Origin of the sequence: Candidatus Pantoea rara, assembly GCF_051136265.1 — a bacterium.
GTDB lineage: Bacteria > Pseudomonadota > Gammaproteobacteria > Enterobacterales > Enterobacteriaceae > Pantoea > Pantoea rara.
The window spans coordinates 1614358-1631384 of sequence record NZ_CP194942.1 but is presented as its reverse complement, the minus strand read 5'-3'; the positions used below and the strand labels follow the sequence as shown (position 1 = coordinate 1631384).

Annotated in this window: 14 protein-coding genes and 1 tRNA gene; 6 read left to right on the top strand and 9 right to left on the bottom strand. The window is 57.4% G+C overall.

Annotated features, from left to right (window positions below):
• Positions 1-582: 582 nt before the first annotated feature.
• From ACR8BF_RS07620 to ACR8BF_RS07610, 3 genes are all read left to right on the top strand, one after another.
• Positions 583-1260: a hypothetical protein gene (locus ACR8BF_RS07620; protein ID WP_179895436.1), complete on the top strand. Its 678-nt coding sequence runs from the start codon at positions 583-585 to the stop codon at positions 1258-1260.
• A gap of 172 nt (positions 1261-1432) precedes the next feature.
• A complete protein-coding gene (mtfA, locus tag ACR8BF_RS07615; RefSeq protein WP_313700257.1) occupies positions 1433-2206 on the top strand; it encodes a DgsA anti-repressor MtfA in 774 nt (257 codons plus the stop codon).
• A 103-nt stretch (positions 2207-2309) separates the two neighbouring features.
• Positions 2310-2385 (top strand) — tRNA-Asn (locus tag ACR8BF_RS07610).
• 57 nt (positions 2386-2442) lie between these two features.
• Here the strand turns inward: ACR8BF_RS07610 and ACR8BF_RS07605 are convergent.
• From ACR8BF_RS07605 to ACR8BF_RS07595, 3 genes are all read right to left on the bottom strand, one after another.
• Positions 2443-2598, bottom strand: a complete 156-nt coding sequence (locus ACR8BF_RS07605; RefSeq protein ID WP_179895434.1) for a hypothetical protein — start codon at positions 2596-2598, stop codon at positions 2443-2445.
• A gap of 140 nt (positions 2599-2738) precedes the next feature.
• Complete coding sequence (locus tag ACR8BF_RS07600; RefSeq protein ID WP_292992254.1) at positions 2739-3851, bottom strand: lactonase family protein; 1113 nt, start codon at positions 3849-3851, stop codon at positions 2739-2741.
• 193 nt (positions 3852-4044) lie between these two features.
• Entirely contained in the window at positions 4045-5454 is a 1410-nt protein-coding gene (locus tag ACR8BF_RS07595) for an EmmdR/YeeO family multidrug/toxin efflux MATE transporter (protein ID WP_314984276.1), read from the bottom strand.
• 461 nt (positions 5455-5915) lie between these two features.
• On the opposite strand from ACR8BF_RS07595, the gene ACR8BF_RS07590 reads away from it, so the two are divergent.
• Positions 5916-7370 (top strand): AMP nucleosidase, encoded by a 1455-nt coding sequence (locus ACR8BF_RS07590; RefSeq protein WP_434745821.1) that lies wholly within the window; start codon positions 5916-5918, stop codon positions 7368-7370.
• An 856-nt stretch (positions 7371-8226) separates the two neighbouring features.
• On the opposite strand, the gene ACR8BF_RS07585 is transcribed toward ACR8BF_RS07590, so the two are convergent.
• Positions 8227-9525: an NCS2 family permease gene (locus ACR8BF_RS07585; protein ID WP_218928096.1), complete on the bottom strand. Its 1299-nt coding sequence runs from the start codon at positions 9523-9525 to the stop codon at positions 8227-8229.
• Positions 9526-9948: 423 nt separating this feature from the next.
• On the opposite strand from ACR8BF_RS07585, the gene ACR8BF_RS07580 reads away from it, so the two are divergent.
• A complete protein-coding gene (locus ACR8BF_RS07580) occupies positions 9949-10692 on the top strand; it encodes a response regulator (RefSeq protein ID WP_179895430.1) in 744 nt (247 codons plus the stop codon).
• A 35-nt stretch (positions 10693-10727) separates the two neighbouring features.
• On the opposite strand, the gene ACR8BF_RS07575 is transcribed toward ACR8BF_RS07580, so the two are convergent.
• Positions 10728-11459: an SDR family oxidoreductase gene (locus ACR8BF_RS07575; RefSeq protein WP_434745820.1), complete on the bottom strand. Its 732-nt coding sequence runs from the start codon at positions 11457-11459 to the stop codon at positions 10728-10730.
• Positions 11460-11594: 135 nt separating this feature from the next.
• Between ACR8BF_RS07575 and ACR8BF_RS07570 the strand changes: the two genes are divergently transcribed.
• Positions 11595-12527, top strand: coding sequence for an AraC family transcriptional regulator N-terminal domain-containing protein (locus tag ACR8BF_RS07570; protein WP_434745819.1), 933 nt, complete (start codon positions 11595-11597; stop codon positions 12525-12527).
• A 23-nt stretch (positions 12528-12550) separates the two neighbouring features.
• Here ACR8BF_RS07570 and ACR8BF_RS07565 read toward each other — a convergent pair whose 3' ends face one another.
• The 4 genes from ACR8BF_RS07565 to ACR8BF_RS07550 form a co-directional block, all read right to left on the bottom strand.
• On the bottom strand, positions 12551-13234 hold the full coding sequence (locus ACR8BF_RS07565) for a D-lyxose/D-mannose isomerase (protein WP_434745818.1): 684 nt from the start codon (positions 13232-13234) through the stop codon (positions 12551-12553).
• Positions 13235-13489: 255 nt separating this feature from the next.
• The gene (locus ACR8BF_RS07560; RefSeq protein ID WP_090959892.1) at positions 13490-14428 is read right to left on the bottom strand and encodes an ABC transporter substrate-binding protein; all 939 of its coding nucleotides are present in this window, start codon (positions 14426-14428) and stop codon (positions 13490-13492) included.
• Positions 14429-14518: 90 nt separating this feature from the next.
• Positions 14519-15499 (bottom strand): ABC transporter permease subunit, encoded by a 981-nt coding sequence (locus ACR8BF_RS07555; RefSeq protein ID WP_179895426.1) that lies wholly within the window; start codon positions 15497-15499, stop codon positions 14519-14521.
• A 10-nt stretch (positions 15500-15509) separates the two neighbouring features.
• Positions 15510-17024, bottom strand: a complete 1515-nt coding sequence (locus ACR8BF_RS07550; RefSeq protein WP_179895425.1) for a sugar ABC transporter ATP-binding protein — start codon at positions 17022-17024, stop codon at positions 15510-15512.
• Positions 17025-17027 lie beyond the last annotated feature (3 nt).

Genomic DNA, 17027 nt, shown 5'->3' with positions numbered 1-17027 from the left:
CGCAGATTCGTTGCGCCAGTGCGCGAACGGCAAGCCATCATAGCGACTGGCTAATGACACTTTTCTTACAGTGGTGTTGAAAAGAGCGGCGCTGCCAGTGTTTTCGGGCAGGAAAATGAGATCTGGATCATCTGTATAGCATCTCTGTTACACAATAACCGCAATTTTGGCCGTTTTCAGCCTTTACTCAGTCAATTTCTGCTAAGAAAATTAGTTTAACAGCAGTAATGTTTTGTAAGTGCTTAACCCATTATACAGACCCTGCTGAACATTTTTTTGTCACGCAATTAATTGTAAAAGTGTGCGCAATGACAGGCGAGAAAGTCTGAAAAGGTTCCTATTTTTATCGTTATAACGTACTGTATCCGTGCTGTTCGTCGCGATCAGCCCATTGTGAAAAAAGCGTTGGTGCGCTTTTTGCATTTTGCTGGTTTTTGATACCCAACGTGACAATTTCCAGGCGACTATCAGGCGAAAAATTATTAAGCAAAATGATTTAAAGCTTTTATGCTAACTACCAGATGTGAAGCAAATGGACTTATACAGCAGTAACCGGGTTCTACTAATAAAAAGAGGTAATCAATGAAAGAACGGCCGATTCTTTTTTCCGAACAGCGTGTTCGTGCCCTGTTGGTTGGCCAGCAAACGCAAACCCGGCGCATTATGAAAACTCAGGCTTTCGGTCCGGGACAGGATCATCACGAGGGCGTACACGCCTTCGATGTGAGTGCTAACCATCTGCATGGCTACAAAATGATGTCGATGACCGACATCAGCTATCAATGCCCCTATGGCAAACCAGGTGACATACTCTGGGTGCGTGAAACCTGGCGTGGCCCGATGGTGCCTGAGCGCGATCTGGCCGAGTATGAACGTGACCCGACACCGTTTCGCCTGCCAGAATATTGTCAGTATCGTGCCGACAGCAATGAGCTGGGACAGCATGCACTGAGCACCCCGGAAGCCGAAGAGTTTGGCTGGCAGACTGCCATTCATATGCCGCGCTGGGCCAGCCGCATCAATCTTGAAATTACCGGCGTCCGCGCAGAGAAGATTCAGGACATCAGTGAAGATGACATCCGGGCCGAGGGCGTACAAACCGACTCGCATTTCCTGAATAACTTCTTCACCATAAAAGCCAACTCTGAATCCCCCAAAGAGGCGTATCGCAAAGCCTGGGAAAAACAGTACGGTGCGACCAGCTGGGAAGTGAATCCCTGGGTCTGGGTCATTGAATTTCAGCGCATCGAACGCAACTGATGCCTCAGCCCTGCGCTTTGCGGGTTGAATCACAGACAATGGTCGCGCTAACGGGTTGAATAGACAGTCTTCAGCCCTGTATTCAGATAGTTGATGCCAGCATTCGATGCTGGCATTTTTATGTCTGGCGCGTCAGGATAGCGAAATAGTCCGGTTCTGTGCGGGAGTTGCGATGTTTAAATGGCCCTGGAAAACGCATGACGACATGCTGGCTGCGCTGCCGTGGCAGCGGGGCCTTGCCCAGCCGGTATTCAGCCCGCTCAGTGATGCCGAACAACAGGCGCTCGTTGAGCTTGCGAAGCGCTTTCTGCAACAGAAAAAACTGGTTCCCCTTGAAGGTGCACAACTGGATGAACTGCGCAGCGTGCGCATCGCCCTGCTCTTCTCTTTGCCGGTGCTGAAACTGGGTCTGGAATGGCTGGACGGTTTTCACGATGTGCTGATCTATCCCGAACCGTTCGAAGTTGACGACCACTGGCAGGATGAAGATGGGCTGGTTCACAGCACGCCTGCTGTTCACTCGGGGCAGAGCTGGACCCAGGGGCCGGTGGTGCTCAACTGGCTTGATATTCAGGACTCTTTCGATCTCTCCGGCTTTAATCTGGTCATTCATGAAGTCGCACATAAGCTGGATGCGCGCGGCAGCGGTTATACCAGCGGCGTTCCGGTGATACCGTTGCGTGACGTGGCGCAGTGGGAAAAGGATTTGCGTGCCGCAATGGAAGAGATTGAGAGTGAGGTTGAACTGGTGGGCGAACAGGCTGCTACGATTGATCCTTACGCTGCCAGCGATCCGGCTGAATGCTTCGCCGTGCTCTCTGAATATTTCTTTACGGCTCCGGTTTTGCTGGCCGAACGCTTTCCCGCCATGTATCAGCATCTGCGCCAGTTTTACCAGCAGGATCCGCTCACCCGAATGGCTGCTGATACGGCTCAGACTGCTTAAATCACGATCGCTTTGCGTTAAAGCTAGCCAGTTGAATGATAATGTATTTTTTGCTGTTGACACCTTAGAGCGACGCCGTTAATATTCGCCTCGTTCAAACGATTCCTCTGTAGTTCAGTCGGTAGAACGGCGGACTGTTAATCCGTATGTCACTGGTTCGAGTCCAGTCAGAGGAGCCAGATTAGAAAAACCCGCTCAGGGAAACCTGAGCGGGTTTTTTGCTTTATACCCGATCGCTACTTTTCATGGTAGCGATGCACTGCCGGATAATATTCCAGTCCATACAGCTGACTCAGCGGCAACAGAAGCTCCACGTGAATGTCATGGCTATGCGCATTCCCGGCAGAGCCGTTCAGCAGCTGTTCAAACCAGGCTATCAGTTTCTGTTTCATCTCAGGCTCTCCGCATCAGTTGATGCCCTGAGTAAACCTGCTTGTGCACGCAATCTGAAGCAAAAATTTCTGCGCTGCTTATGCCGGAGATGGCATAAGCAGCCTGTCCGGCTGATTAGCCAGCACCAGACACTGGCCTGTTACTGCTTTATCAGCGTCACCCAGTTCGCGCCTTTACCGGCTGGCGCTTCAGCGACCCGTTTGAGTTCGCCGCTGGCAGGATCGATAGCGTAGCTGCCAATCACGGCACTCTTCTCTCCGCTGGCGATCAGCCATTTGCCCTGCGCATCAATAGCTATACTGCGCGGCTGTTTTTCCACTGGCCAGCTGCCGATGAGCGTTAACTCGCCCGACTGTTTATCTACCCGGTAACCGCTGACGGTACTGGAGGTGCGCTCGGTTACGTAAATAAATTGTCCATCCGGCGTAATTTTGATGTCTGCCGCCCAGATGCGCGGCGTCGGATCGCTGTAACCCGCCGGGCGCTGCTCGCCATGCTGCAGGTTATATTTCTTCGCCACCGCATTCGGCCAGCGTTTCAGCTCCGTCAGCGAGCCATCCGCCGCGCGCCGGAACTGGGTGATGGTGCCGCTCATTTCCGCGAGGTTATAGAGAAAACGATTATCCGGCGAGATCACCGAATGCCGCGCACCGCTGTTCTTCTCACCCTGAACAAAACCGGTGCCCAGCGGCGTGATGGCTCCATCACTGGCAAAGGTATATTGCAGCACCCGATCCGCGCCAAGATTGCCAACGTAGAGTGAATGGTTAGTGACGTCGGTGATGACGGAATGAGCATGTGGCCCGGTTTTCACCTCGCCCGTGACCTGAGCGGTCACAATCCCTTTGTCATCAATCCGGTTGCTGGTGACGATATCGCTGTCATAGGAGGCGGCCAGCAGATAGCGCCCGCTCTTATCAGTGGTGATCCACGGAAAGCTGGCTGCAACCGGCGTTACCGCCAGTTTCTTCAGATCGCCGTGCGGGCCGGTGACGCGCCAGCTGATGATCGAATAAGGCGGACTGCGCAGCGCACCATAGAGATGTTTACCATCCGGGCTGGCCGCCAGCGGCATGATTTTTTTTCCGGCCGGCGTATCGCCCCGCCATTGCAGGCTGCCGTTCGCCTCACTGAGCTGATAGCGGGAAACGGTGCCGGATTCAGCATTCGATACATAGACAAAGGTTGTCGCCCACAGCGGGCAGCTACACAGCAGCGGCAGGAGCGCCAGCGCCGTTTTAGGACGGATCATAGGGTCACCTTGATAAGTAGTCTCTGCGTCAGTGCGCAGCAGGCATTACGCTAACCCTGTCCGGCGAGGCTGGCTTTGTGCAACTGTCTGAATTTAGGACCGGAAGTCTGGAGATGTGACGGAGATGTTATTTTTTTGGGCGGGAATGAGAGTTGACGCCTTCCCCAGGATCAGGGAAGGCGTAAGCAGAACGCTAACCGGTTTTGGCGATCATCTTCCGGTAGCGATTGAGCCACTTACCACTGTTGAGCCGCCACCAGAAGAAGATGCCGCGCACCGTCCAATCCAGGAACATCCCCAGCCAGACACCAGTGACGCCCATCCCCAGCACAATGCCAAGCAGATAACCGACCACCACACGGGCGCACCACATGCTGAACATCGAGACATACATGGTGTAGCGTGCATCACGCGCGCCCTTAAGTCCGGCGGGCAGCACCCATGACGCTGCCCACAGCGGCATAAACAGCGCGTTAAGCCAGAGCAGGTGCTTCGTCACATTGATCACCTCGGGATCGCTGGTGTAGAAACGCGCCAGCAACCCGGCCAGGGGGACCGTCAGCAGCGCTATTGCGCTCAGACACAACGTCGCCAGCCAGAAGACATGGCGCACCTGACGCTCAGCCTGAAACACCTGATTTCTGCCCAGACGGGTGCCGGTAATAATGGTGGATGCGGAACCCAGCGCATTGCCCGGCAGGTTAATCAGGGACGCTACCGAGAACGCGATAAAGTTACCCGCAATCTCACTGGTGCCCATGCCAGCCACAAACACCTGGGTCAGCAGTTTACCGCCGTTGAACAGCACAGACTCGATGCTGGCTGGCACACCGATACCTAAAACTTCCATCAGAATGCTGCTATTCCAGCGCCGGAAATAGCTCGACAGCGTGATTTTCAGTGAGGCGTTGAAGCCGATCATCAGCACGTAAATCACCGCGATCGCCCCGATGTAGCGGGTGATGGTCAGCCCGAGTCCGGCTCCGACAAACCCTAATCCCTCCCACGAGAAGCAGCCATAAATCAGCACGCTACTGATGATGATGTTCAGGATGTTCATGCCGCCGTTAATCAGCATCGGAATCTTGGTGTTGCCTGCACCGCGCAGCGCCCCGCTGCCGATCAGCGTAATGGCGGCAGCCGGATAGCTCCAGGCAGAGGTCTGCAGATAGCTTAGCGCCAGCGCTTTCACTTTAGGATCGGCCGCACCAGCGATTGCATCGACAATCAGGTGGCCCCAGAACTCAATGGCGATCACCAGCACAAAGGCGAGTATCGTCATCATGGCCAGCGACTGACGCGTGGCGGCGCGAGCGCGCTTGCCGTTGCGTTTTGCCAGGCTGAACGCCACCACTACCGTGGTACCGAGATCGATGGCAGCAAAGAACGAGATGATCACCATGTTGAAGCTGTCGGCAAGGCCAACACCCGCCATCGCCTCTTTACCCAGCCAGCTGACCAGGAAGGTGCTCAGTACGCCCATCAACAGCACACAGGCGTTCTCGAAGAAGATAGGCACTGCTAATGGCGATATTTCACGCCAGTAGAGCGTGCGATACGAGCGGCGTTTCGGATACCACGCCGTGCGTTTGATCGCCTGCATCACTGCTACGCCAGGATTTTGCAAAGGATTACCAAATCAGAAGTGACAGACGAGATCTAATGATGATAGGGGGCAGAGAAATATGCAAAGTCTTTCCGGTGCAAATTAATCATGGTTACAAACTTTTTAATCCCGTTACGGCAGATTCTGCCTCACTGCCCCGTCCGCTGTAGCAAACCTGATTATTTGCCTGACGTTATGACCCGATGTTAATGCTTTGCCGCTGCCTGCTTTGCCACTGTTTTGTTATCTGAATCGCATCTGAATGTGACGATTCTTTTCTGAAATAGTAAAGATTTTCTTAATGGATTCAAGGGCGCCGGATTCTTTCTTAAAACAGCACTGCTCAGATTACCTTCGCCGTTAGTGCAAAAAAAAGGCGATCACAGATTCTTCACCAATCTCTGCAACAAACCCGCTAAGCTTGGGGCAAATTGCGGAAAAAAATGGAAGGAGAAACCATGCCGACATTACGGAAAAACCTGACCAGCCAGCAGGCGCTGGATGAACTTGAACGCCTGTACGACGGTGCCGTTGATGCGCTGCGCGCGGCGATTAAAGTCTTTACCGAAAACGGCACGCTGCCCGACGAGGCCGATCGCGCCAGGGGACTGTTTGTCTACCCGGAGCTGCGCATTACCTGGCTCGGTGAAGGTCCACAGCAGAACCGCACGCGTGCCTGGGGACGTTTCACCCACACCGGTAGCTACAGCACCACGGTTACCCGTCCGGCGTTGCTGCGTCACTACATTTCGGAACAGCTTCAGATGCTGGAGAAGGAATATAAGTTGGAGATCGACGTGGGGCCGTCCAGCCAGGAGATCCCCTATCCTTACGTGATCGACGGCTCTGACCTGTCACTGGATCGCACCATGAGCGCCGGTATCGCGCGCCACTTCCCCACCACTGAGCTGTCGCAGATTGGCGATGAGACCACCGATGGTCTGTTCCACGCCGACGCCAAATTCCCGCTGTCGCACTTTGACGCGCTGCGTACCGACTTTTCACTGGCCCGTCTGCGTCACTACACCGGCACCAGCGTGGAGCACTTCCAGCCGTTTGTGCTGTTCACCAACTACACCCGCTATGTGGATGAGTTTGTGCGCTGGGCGATCGAGCAGGTGCGCGATCCCAATACCCCTTATGACAGCCTGGCCTGCGCCGGTGATGTGGTGCTGACCGCCGACACCGCCGATAGCGAGTCGATGCTCTCTGACCTGGCGTGGAAGAAGCACCAGATGCCAGCCTGGCACCTCACCTCACCGAATCGTCGCGGCATTACACTGATCAATATCGGTGTTGGCCCGTCGAATGCCAAAACCATCTGCGATCACCTGGCAGTAATGCGACCCCACGCCTGGCTGATGATTGGTCACTGTGGCGGTCTGCGTGAAAGCCAGCGAATTGGCGATTACGTGCTGGCCCATGCTTATCTTCGTGACGATCACGTGCTCGATAGCGTCCTGCCGCCCGACATTCCGGTGCCAAGCATTGCCGAAGTCCAGCGTGCGCTGTATGACGCCACGAAAGCCGTCAGTAATATGCCAGGTGAAGAAGTGAAGCAGCGACTGCGCACCGGCACCGTGGTCACCACGGACGATCGCAACTGGGAACTGCGCTACTCTGCGTCAGCCCTGCGCTTTAACCTGAGCCGCGCCGTCGCGGTCGATATGGAGAGCGCCACCATTGCCGCGCAGGGTTATCGCTTCCGGGTGCCCTACGGTACGCTGCTGTGCGTTTCCGACAAGCCGCTGCACGGCGAGATCAAGCTGCCGGGTCAGGCAAACCGCTTCTATGAGGGGGCGATTTCAGAGCATCTGCAGATTGGTATCCACGCGGTTGAGCTGCTGCGCGCCGAAGGCGATAAGCTGCATTCGCGGAAGCTGCGGACGTTTAATGAGCCGCCTTTCAGGTAAGTTTTTCGCTGCTGGCGAGGGTGGTGTTCGCTGCGCGAACGGGCTTGCTGCGGCGCTGAAGCTGGTGTTTGTTCGCTGCGCGAACGGGATATGAGAAGGTTTCGTCGCGTGGCGGGCTGGCATGGCCCTGGTGTTCGCTGCGCGAACGGGCTATGAGAAGGTTTCGTTCGCCTGGTGAGCCGGGCAGTTTCAGACACGCCTCTGCAGGCGACCCACAAGGGGGCGCCAGTCGCCGCGCCCCCTTGACCCCGCGCTCCGGCCTGCTTCACCGCCGCTTCGCGGTTCCTTCGCGTCTTCCGGATTTCTTACGGACCGCCGGGACGCGCCATCCCTGGCGCGAACCCGCCTCTTCGCGGCATCCCTGCCGCTCGTCCTGAAATCCCTCATCCGCTCAGCGGCTCTGACGGCCTCTCTCCCCCGCTTTTATCTCTTCTTTTTGTGTTGAGTACGTTATCGCTTTATGTCTCAGAAAAGGTCTTCAGGCAGCAGACAGCTCAAAAAACTCACAGGCGGGGGTTTGTAAGAGGCGTCCGAAGCGCTGAGGAACAACCGGAGGCGAGGATGAGCCGACAGGACGTCGGCGAAAGGACGGTTCGCGCCAGGGATGGCGCGTCCGGACGGTCCGTGGGCCGCAGGGCGTGACGAAGGCACCCCGCACAGCGGGGCGCGCAGGCAGCCGGACGCCAGGATTGTTAAGGGGCGGGCGTCCGCCCCTTGACGCGTCCGCCTGCACGGGCGACCTGAAACTGCCCACCGCCTGGCGGGCGTAACCTGCTCAGTCTCAGCCCGCTGCTAAGCGAAATCCACTCTTACCAGGCCCGCCGCAAGGCGTAACATCCCTGCCGCCAGGCAACAGCTAAGCACTCAGCCATCCCAGCTTAATTACAAACAGAATCGACAGAATCACCAGCGCCGCATTCACCTCTTTCACACGACCGCTGAGCAGTTTCACCAGCGTCCAGGTAATAAAACCAAACGCGATGCCGTTAGCGATCGAATAGGTCAGCGGCATAGTCAGCGCGGTCACGGTGACTGGTGCGGCAGTTGTAATATCTTTCCAGTCAATATCAGCCAGACCGGAGGCCATCAGCACCGCCACAAACAGCAGCGCAGGCGCAGTCGCATAAACTGGCACACTGGAGGCCAGCGGCGAGAAGAACAGCGCCAGCAGGAACAGCACACCGACCACAATCGCGGTCAGTCCGGTACGGCCACCAGCACTCACGCCCGCCGCAGACTCCACATAACTGGTCGTGGTCGAGGTGCCGAGCAGTGAACCAAACAGCGCAGCCGCACTGTCAGCAATCAGTGCACGGCCCATCTTCGGCACGTTGCCCTGCTCATCCGCCAGACCGGCACGTTTGGTCACGCCCAGCAGCGTGCCGGTGTTATCAAACACATCGACAAACAGGAAGGCAAAAATCACGCTGATCAGGCCAACGTTAAACGCCCCGGCGATATCCAGCTGCATAAAGGTCGGTGCAATCGACGGCGGCGCAGAGAAGACACCCGCAAACGGCGACAGGCCAATGCCCATGGAGATAAAGGTCACCAGCAGAATGCCGATCAGCACCGCACCGGTTACGCGACGCGCTTCCAGTACCACGATCACCACAAAGCCCAGCATCGCCAGCAGCGGGCCAGGTTTGGTCAGATCGCCAATCCCCACCAGCGTCGCCGGGTTAGCGACCACAATGCCCGCCCCTTCCAGTGCAATGATCGCCAGGAACAGCCCGATACCGGCACCAATCCCGGCGCGCAGCGGCAGCGGGATACTGGCAATAATCCACTCACGGATTTTAAACAGTGACATCGCGAAGAAAATCACCGCCGAGAGAAACACCGCGCCCAGCGCAATCTGCCACGTGTAGCCCATGTGCAGCACGACGGTGTAAGTGAAGAAGGCGTTAAGCCCCATGCCCGGTGCCAGTGCAATCGGGTAGTTGGCGATCAGCCCCATCAGCGCGCAACCAATCGCCGCCGCCAGACAGGTGGCGACAAACACCGCGCCCTTGTCCATGCCGGTCGCGCCCAGAATGCTCGGGTTCACAAACAGAATATACGCCATCGCCAGGAAGGTGGTGATCCCGGCGATAATCTCGGTACGAACCGTGGTGTTATGCGCTTTGAGTTTGAATAGTTTTTCTAACATCATCATCTCTCGATACAGGAGACATCAGTCTCACTTGCCAAAGGGGTTTGCATGCTGATTTATTCTGTTTTTGGGACGTTGATAACGGCTGCCGCCTGAGTGCGTGCCAGAATCGCCTGAATTCCCTGTCTTACCCACTGCCCAAAGCAATTGCCATGCCATCTACCGACGCAATCGATTACCTGGCAGCGCCGGACGCGCCTAAGAAGATTCCGAATCAAAACAGGGCGCGATTATGGTGCAATGCACCGATCCCGCGCAATCGTTTTCCTGTTGTAAACAGGCAACCCCGAAAAACTCTGCGCCAGCGCACGCTTCCGTACTCTCAGAGGCGAAGCGGGTCACGTTTCAGCACGTCGCCTCAGCAACCTTTTATGGCCTGTGTAGACTCCAGAATTAACTCTTTCGTAACATTGAGGCCGCGCCATGAAGCCAGCGATTTTGGTGGTGGATGATGATCCTGCTGTCTGCGACGTCCTGCAGGATGCGTTAAGTGAACATCTGTTAACGGTCTACAGCTGCCATCAGGGACGCGAGGCGCTCTCCATGCTTAGCGAGCACCCGGAAATTTCGCTGGTGATGCTGGATATGATGCTGCCCGATACCAATGGACTACTGGTGTTGCAGCAGCTTCAGCGGCAGCGCCCGGACGTGCTGGTGATTATGCTGACCGGCATGGGTTCGGAAGCGGAGATGGTAGTGGGCCTGGAGATGGGCGCAGACGACTACATCGCCAAACCCTTTAATCCCCGCGTGGTCGTGGCGCGCGCCCGGGCGGCCCTGCGTCGCAGCGGACGCATTACGCAGCCCGATCCAGAACAGGCGGGCTGGCGTTTTGGCGGCTGGCAACTGGACGATGGCCGCTGTCAGCTGTTTAATCCGCAGCGCGAGCTGGTGCCACTGACGCAGGGAGAATATACCCTGCTGCGTGCGCTGGTGCGTCATGCCCGCAAAGTTCTGACCCGCGATCAGCTGCTTGAACTGACGCACAGCGAAAGTCTCGATGTGTTTGACCGCACCATTGACGTGCTGATCATGCGCCTGCGCCGTAAAATCGAAACCAACCCACATCAGCCCGACCTGATCCGCACGATTCGCGGTCTGGGTTACGTCTTTTCGGCAGACGTGATGAAACCCGAAACCGCGCCGCGCACCAGCCAGATCGCCTGAATCATCTTGCCGGGCCGGTGAACAGCGGCCCGCTCTTATCCCTCGTAACTCCCGCCATAGGCGCGCGGCACCAGATCGACCTGCGCTTCCCCGCTTCGGATGACGGCGAGAATCGTTTCGGCCACGCGTTCAGGAGTGTGAGCGAACGCGGCGCTCTGCTGCGACTGCTCAGTCGCTACGTCCTGTCCCGATTTCACCGACTGATAAAATTCCGTGGCGGTCATAAAAGGATGAACAACAGAGACCGTAATTCCGGTATCAGCCAGCTCCAGCCGCGCCACGCCGGAGAGCTTATTCAGCCCCGCCTTGGAACTGGTGTAGGCCGCCGATCCCGGATACGTCGCCAGCGTTGCCCCGGAACTGATGTTGATAATGCGCCCAGCGCCCTGCTGCCGCATCTGCGGGATCACCGCCTGCATCATCATCAGCGGCGCAATCAGGTTAAGGTCGAGCAGCGACCTGAATTCCGCTACATCAATCTCCTCAATCGCCGCGAATAACCCCTGCCCGGCATTGTTGATAAGCACATCAATCCGGCCAAAGCGTGCCATTCCGAGTCTGACGGCGTGTTCAATCTGGTCAGCCTGGGTGACATCACAGGCTACCGCCAGCGCATTGACAGACGTCTCAGCCAGAGCGTCAATACGCTGTTTGCGCCGCGCCAGCAGGATAACCCGCGCCCCCGCCTGCAGCGCCGCACGCGCCGTAGCCTCACCAATTCCCGACGATGCGCCGGTAATCATGATCACTGCGTCTTCAATTCTCATTTAATTTTTTCCTGTAAAACGATCAGACAGCGAGAATAATCCTCAGCCGATTGCGCGGCGGCTGCGATCCTGCCTAAAATTTGCCTGTTCCTGCTTTTCTCCTGACAGGCGTGATAACCGCCGGAGACACGTGGCATGAAGGGTATTGAAGCGTTAAGAGAGGAAATACTGGCGTGCGCGGCGGACGCACTCACCGCGACGGCGATTCCGCGCGTGGATTTGTATCGCGTCAGCCAGCCGATGGCCCTGCCGCCGGAAATCTACTCGCCGTTCGTCAGCCTGATCCTGCAGGGAGAAAAAAGGCTGCAGGTGGGCGACCGCGCTATACGCTATTCCGCTGGAGAGATGTTTACGGCGTCGTTCGACCTGCCCGCCACGGGTGACATTACCCATGCCAGCGAAGCCTCGCCCTATCTGGCCGTGCTTCTGACGCTCGATTACGCGGCCATCAGCGATCTGCTACATCAGATGCCCGTTACCGATTTTTCTGCGACGAAGAGTGGCCTGTCAGTTAACAGGGTCGATGATGCGCTGGCGGATGCGTGGCTGCGGATGGTGCGCCTGCTGGAAAAGCCGGAGGAGATCGGAGTGATGGCACCGTTAGTGGAGCGCGAGATTCTTTACCGGCTGTTGCAGGGCCCACAGGGCGGCGTGCTGCGTCAGGCGGCGGAAGTGAACGGGCATTTCGCGAAGATCAGAAAGGCGCTGGTCTGGCTTCGCACGCACTATACTGCCGCGTTTCGTATTCAGGCGCTGGCGACGATTGCGGGCATGAGTCTGTCAGCTTTTCATCGGGGCTTCCGGGCCTGCACCGGGCTTTCCCCGCTGCAGTATCAGAAACATCTGCGGCTTTACGCGGCGCGCAAAAGGCTGGCGCTGCGGCCCGGTAATGTCGCCGCCGTCGCGGCGGATGTCGGCTACGAGAGTCTGACGCAGTTTACCCGCGACTATGCGCGGCTGTTCGGTGAGCCGCCCGCCCGCAGCATCAAAAAACTCAGGCAGAACGGTGCTGAACACCGTGCGGAATTGTTGCAGCTGAGCGAAGATCGGGGTGGCCCGACGCTGTGATGGCGGCGGACCTGCACACCGTTTCAGAAAAAGCCGTTCGGATAGTCATTACACAGCAGCCAGCGCGGCGCTTCATCCTCATCCAGCGGGTTGAAACGGGCCAGCGGCGTCAAAAATACATTGTCGTTTTCATCATCGTTGGGCATCGACACTTCGCCTACCAGCACGTCGCCGAAGCCGTTTTCGCCCCAGAAACTGTGCCAGATGCCCGCTTCCAGCGTCACACTTTCACCCGGAGAGAGCCGCAGTTGTGTTCCGGCGGCATGGGTCTGACGCAGGCCATCCAGCGACACCGCCACCGGCGAGTCAGCCAGCCCGTCGCCGTCGCGGTTATGCAGTTCGACAATCAGATTGCCGCCGCCGCGATTGATGATGTCTTCCATCTTGCGGGGATGATAGTGCATCGGCGTCAGCTGCCCTTCACGCACGTGCATAATCTTTTCGGCGTAGGGTTTGTGCCATGGCTGCCCGCCTGGCGAGCCGTTGCGCAGGGTAAACAGCGTCAGCCCGGTGTGCATAAAATCCGCCGAGCCAAAACTGGTGAGATCCCAGCCCAGTCGCAGTGCCAGAATCTCCTGCGCTGCCTCACGGTCCTGGGCGCGCCACTGGCTCACGCTGTAATCAGCCCACGGTGGCAGATGGACATCCTGCTGCCGGAAAAATTCGCGGGTATGTTGCAGGTAGTCGTTAACCTCTGAACGTAGCATGGTGGCCTCCTGAAAGCGGCACCCGAAGGTGCTAACAAAGTCTGGCCTGGTTAGCGGTAAGACCGAGCCTGCGAAGGGAACACGGTCAGATCGGAAAGTCGCTTAAACCATCCCTGGACGCTCGACCCGCGCCGTCCCTGGCGCGGGACGCTTTCCTCCTCTGCCCGTGTTACCTGCGCAATAAAATTATGCGTTGTTGCCAGATTCAGTTTGCAAGAAGTTTGAAAGCGGCACCTGAAGGTGCCGCATTAACGCTTATTTCACCGTCCAGCCCTGGTAGCTACCAATATTATTACGATCGATCAGCTTCACCGGGATCAGCACGGGCTTATCCGGTGCGGGTTTGCCCTGCAGGATGTCATAGCCAATCTCGACCGCTTTGGCCGCCATTACCTGCGGGTCCTGAGCTGGGGTTGCGACGAACAGTGAGTTTTTACGCTTCAGTGCCTCTTCCCCATCCGGCGATCCATCGACACCTACGATAAAGAACTCGCTGCGCTGCGCCTGTTTCGCCGCTAAATCGGCGCCAATCGCGGTCGGGTCATTGATGGCAAATACCGCATCAATTTTTGGATTAGCCGAGAGCAGACCGGTCATCACTTCCAGTCCGCCTTCACGACTGCCTTTGGCGTTCTGGTTGGAGGAGAGCAGCTTGATGTCCGGATGGGTTTTCAGCTCGTTCATGCAGCCTTCAACGCGGTTCTGCACGGCTGAGACGGGCGGTCCGTTGATGATCACCACGTTGCCTTTGTTCTTCAGGCGGTCAGAAATATATTTACAGGCCATTGCGCCCGCCTCGGTGTTATCGGAGGTGATGGTCGCATTCGCACCATCGGCTGCCACGTCAACCGCCACCACCACGATACCGGCGTCACGCGCACGCTTCACCGCCGGGGCGATCCCCTTGGAGTCGGCGGCGTTGAGGATAATCATGTCGACTTTCGCCGCAATAAAGTTATCAATCTGGCCGACCTGCTGACCGAGATCGTACCCGCTGGAGACCAGCGTGACGTTAACCTTATCGCCCGCCAGCTGGCGCGCCTTCATCTCTGCGCCTTTGGTGATCTGCACGAAGAAGGGGTTAGCCAGATCACCAACCGTGACGCCGATAGATTTGAGTTCTTTTGCCTGAGCCAGGCCGGTGCTGAACAGCGTTGCCGCCAGCAGCCCGGTTACAATCGGATTAAAACGCATAGACCTTCTCCTGCTGTTTTCAAGGTGCCAACCGCTTAATGGCGTTTTTGGGGGAGCGGAGGCTAAAGGACCCATCCGCCCTTTAAAGCCTCAACTCACATGATGACGGGTACGGTATTTGTCGATCAGGACCGCGATGATGATCACCGCACCCTTGATCACCAGCTGCCAGAAATAGGAGACACCCATCAGCGTCATACCGTTATTCAGCGTGGCGATAATCAGTGCACCAATCAGCGTGCCGGTGATGGTGCCGATGCCGCCGACAAAACTGGTGCCGCCGAGGATCACCGCGGCAATCGCATCCAGCTCATAGCCGACGCCGAGGTTGCCGTTGGCGCTATAGAGCCGCGAGGCGCTCATCAGACCGGCCAGCCCCGACAGCAGACCGCTCATGCCGTAGACAAACAGCAGCACGACGCCCACCTTGATGCCGGTAAGACGCGCAGCCTGAATATTGCCGCCGACCGCGTAGATATGAACGCCCAGCGTGGTGCGACGCAGGATGAACCAGCAGAGGGCAATTACCGCAAAGGCAATCACAATCAGCCACGGCACCGGCCCGAGATAGCCGTTGCCGATCCACTCAAAGTTAATATCGGAGTTAATCACCGTGGTGCCGTTCGCCAGCAGATAAGCCGCTCCGCGCAGCGCGGTGTAGGTGCCGAGTGTGACGATAAAGGGGGGTAATCCGGCCCAGGCAACCAGAATGCCGTTAAACAGCCCCATCACCAGACCCGCGCCCAGCGCCATCGGAATGGTCAGTGAGGCAAGCATCGGGTCCAGCGACGCCACCAGCGCCACTACCGCCGTGGTGCCCAGCATCGACCCCACCGACAGATCGATACCGCCGGTGAGAATGACAAAGGTCATGCCTGCCGCCAGCACGATGTTGATTGAGGCCTGACGGGTGATGTTGAGCAGGTTTGCTTCGGTAAAGAAGTTTGGCGTAACGAAACCAAATACCGCCACGATCAGGATCAGAATCGGCAGGATACCTACTGTTTGCAGCAGATCGCCCATCAGGGCGCGTTTCAGCGTCGGCGCTTTGGTGCGGGCCAGTTGTGTCATGGTGGTCTCCTTAGATTTCGCCTGTTGACGCGCTGTGCGCACCGGTTGCCAGCGTCATAATATTTTCCTGACTGATGTGGCTGCCCTCCAGCTCACCGACGATGGTGCCTTCGTGCATCACGTAAACGCGGTCGCTCATGCCGACCACTTCCGGCAGTTCGCTGGAGATCATTAAGATCGCCACGCCCTGTCGCGCCATCTCCTGCATGATGCGGTAGATCTCGCTTTTCGCCCCGACGTCGACACCGCGCGTCGGCTCATCGAGGATCAGGATGCGCGGGCCAATTGCCACCCAGCGCGAGATCAGCAACTTCTGCTGGTTACCGCCTGACAGGCCGCCCGCACGCACCTGAGCATGCGGGACACGAATATTGAGTGAGGCGATCGCCTCACTGGCGATGGTTTGCCCTTTGCGGCGGTTAAGCAGCCCCATGCTGGCATCGCGCTCCAGCGTCGCCATGACAATGTTCTCCTGCGCGGCCATCTCCAGAAACAGCCCCTGCTCCTTGCGGTTCTCGGTGAGGAAGCCGATACCACGCGCAATCGCATCGCGCGGCGAATGAATGGTGACTTTTTCGCCATCGATCCAGATTTCGCCCTCTTTCGGCTTGTGTACCCCGAAGATCAGCTGCGCCAGTTCGCTGCGACCGGCGCCCACCAGACCGGCCAGGCCAACAATCTCTCCGGCACGCACCTCCAGACTGCTGGGATGCACTTTGCCGCCATCGGTCAGGTGATTCACCGCCAGCCGGATATCACCTAAAGGAATCGCGCGGTCTTTGTTAAACAGATCGCTGAGCGGCCGTCCAACCATCATCCGCACCAGTTCACTGGCGTTGAGCTGGTCGCGCGTCAGGCTGCCCACATACTCTCCGTCACGCAGCACGCTGACGCGATCCGACAGCTCATAGACCTCCGCCATGCGGTGGCTGATGTAGATAATCGCCATACCCTCGCTGCGCAGCCGTTTTATCAGCGCAAAGAGCTGTTCGGTTTCACGGTTGGAGAGCGCAGCAGTCGGCTCATCCATCACCAGAATGCGGCTGTTACGTTGCAATGCGCGGGCGATCTCCACTTGTTGCTGCTCGGCAATGCTCAGGCGGCTGACGAGATCCCATGCGCTGAACTGCGCGCCGAGCCGGTCAATCACCCGCTGCGCCTCTTCAGCCATCTGTCGCCGCTTCACCAGCCCGCCGGGTGCAATTTCGCTGCCCAGAAATATGTTCTCCGCCACCGTCAGGTTAGGTGCCAGGTTGATCTCCTGATAAATCAGGGTGATCCCGGCGGCCAGCGCTTCTTTCGGCCCTTTGAGGGCGTAGGGCTTGCCTTCAATGAGAATTTCCCCGCTGCTGGCGGTATAGGCACCGGCCAGAATCTTCATCAGTGTGCTTTTACCCGCGCCGTTCTCTCCCATCAGCGCGTGAACCTCACCGGGATACACCGTGAGATCAACGCCCTTCAGGGCATAAAAATTGCCGAAGCGTCGGGTAATTCCCCGCATTTCCAGTATCGGTGTGGCTGTCATCGC

Bases quoted from the DNA above. Each gene is read 5' to 3' on its own strand.
- ACR8BF_RS07620 (WP_179895436.1), top strand. From the start codon at position 583: ATGAAAGAACGGCCGATTCTTTTTTCCGAACAGCGTGTTCGTGCCCTG.
- mtfA (WP_313700257.1), top strand. From the start codon at position 1,433: ATGTTTAAATGGCCCTGGAAAACGCATGACGACATGCTGGCTGCGCTG.
- ACR8BF_RS07605 (WP_179895434.1), bottom strand. From the start codon at position 2,598: ATGAAACAGAAACTGATAGCCTGGTTTGAACAGCTGCTGAACGGCTCT.
- ACR8BF_RS07600 (WP_292992254.1), bottom strand. From the start codon at position 3,851: ATGATCCGTCCTAAAACGGCGCTGGCGCTCCTGCCGCTGCTGTGTAGC.
- ACR8BF_RS07595 (WP_314984276.1), bottom strand. From the start codon at position 5,454: ATGCAGGCGATCAAACGCACGGCGTGGTATCCGAAACGCCGCTCGTAT.
- ACR8BF_RS07590 (WP_434745821.1), top strand. From the start codon at position 5,916: ATGCCGACATTACGGAAAAACCTGACCAGCCAGCAGGCGCTGGATGAA.
- ACR8BF_RS07585 (WP_218928096.1), bottom strand. From the start codon at position 9,525: ATGATGTTAGAAAAACTATTCAAACTCAAAGCGCATAACACCACGGTT.
- ACR8BF_RS07580 (WP_179895430.1), top strand. From the start codon at position 9,949: ATGAAGCCAGCGATTTTGGTGGTGGATGATGATCCTGCTGTCTGCGAC.
- ACR8BF_RS07575 (WP_434745820.1), bottom strand. From the start codon at position 11,459: ATGAGAATTGAAGACGCAGTGATCATGATTACCGGCGCATCGTCGGGA.
- ACR8BF_RS07570 (WP_434745819.1), top strand. From the start codon at position 11,595: ATGAAGGGTATTGAAGCGTTAAGAGAGGAAATACTGGCGTGCGCGGCG.
- ACR8BF_RS07565 (WP_434745818.1), bottom strand. From the start codon at position 13,234: ATGCTACGTTCAGAGGTTAACGACTACCTGCAACATACCCGCGAATTT.
- ACR8BF_RS07560 (WP_090959892.1), bottom strand. From the start codon at position 14,428: ATGCGTTTTAATCCGATTGTAACCGGGCTGCTGGCGGCAACGCTGTTC.
- ACR8BF_RS07555 (WP_179895426.1), bottom strand. From the start codon at position 15,499: ATGACACAACTGGCCCGCACCAAAGCGCCGACGCTGAAACGCGCCCTG.
- ACR8BF_RS07550 (WP_179895425.1), bottom strand. From the start codon at position 17,024: ATGACAGCCACACCGATACTGGAAATGCGGGGAATTACCCGACGCTTC.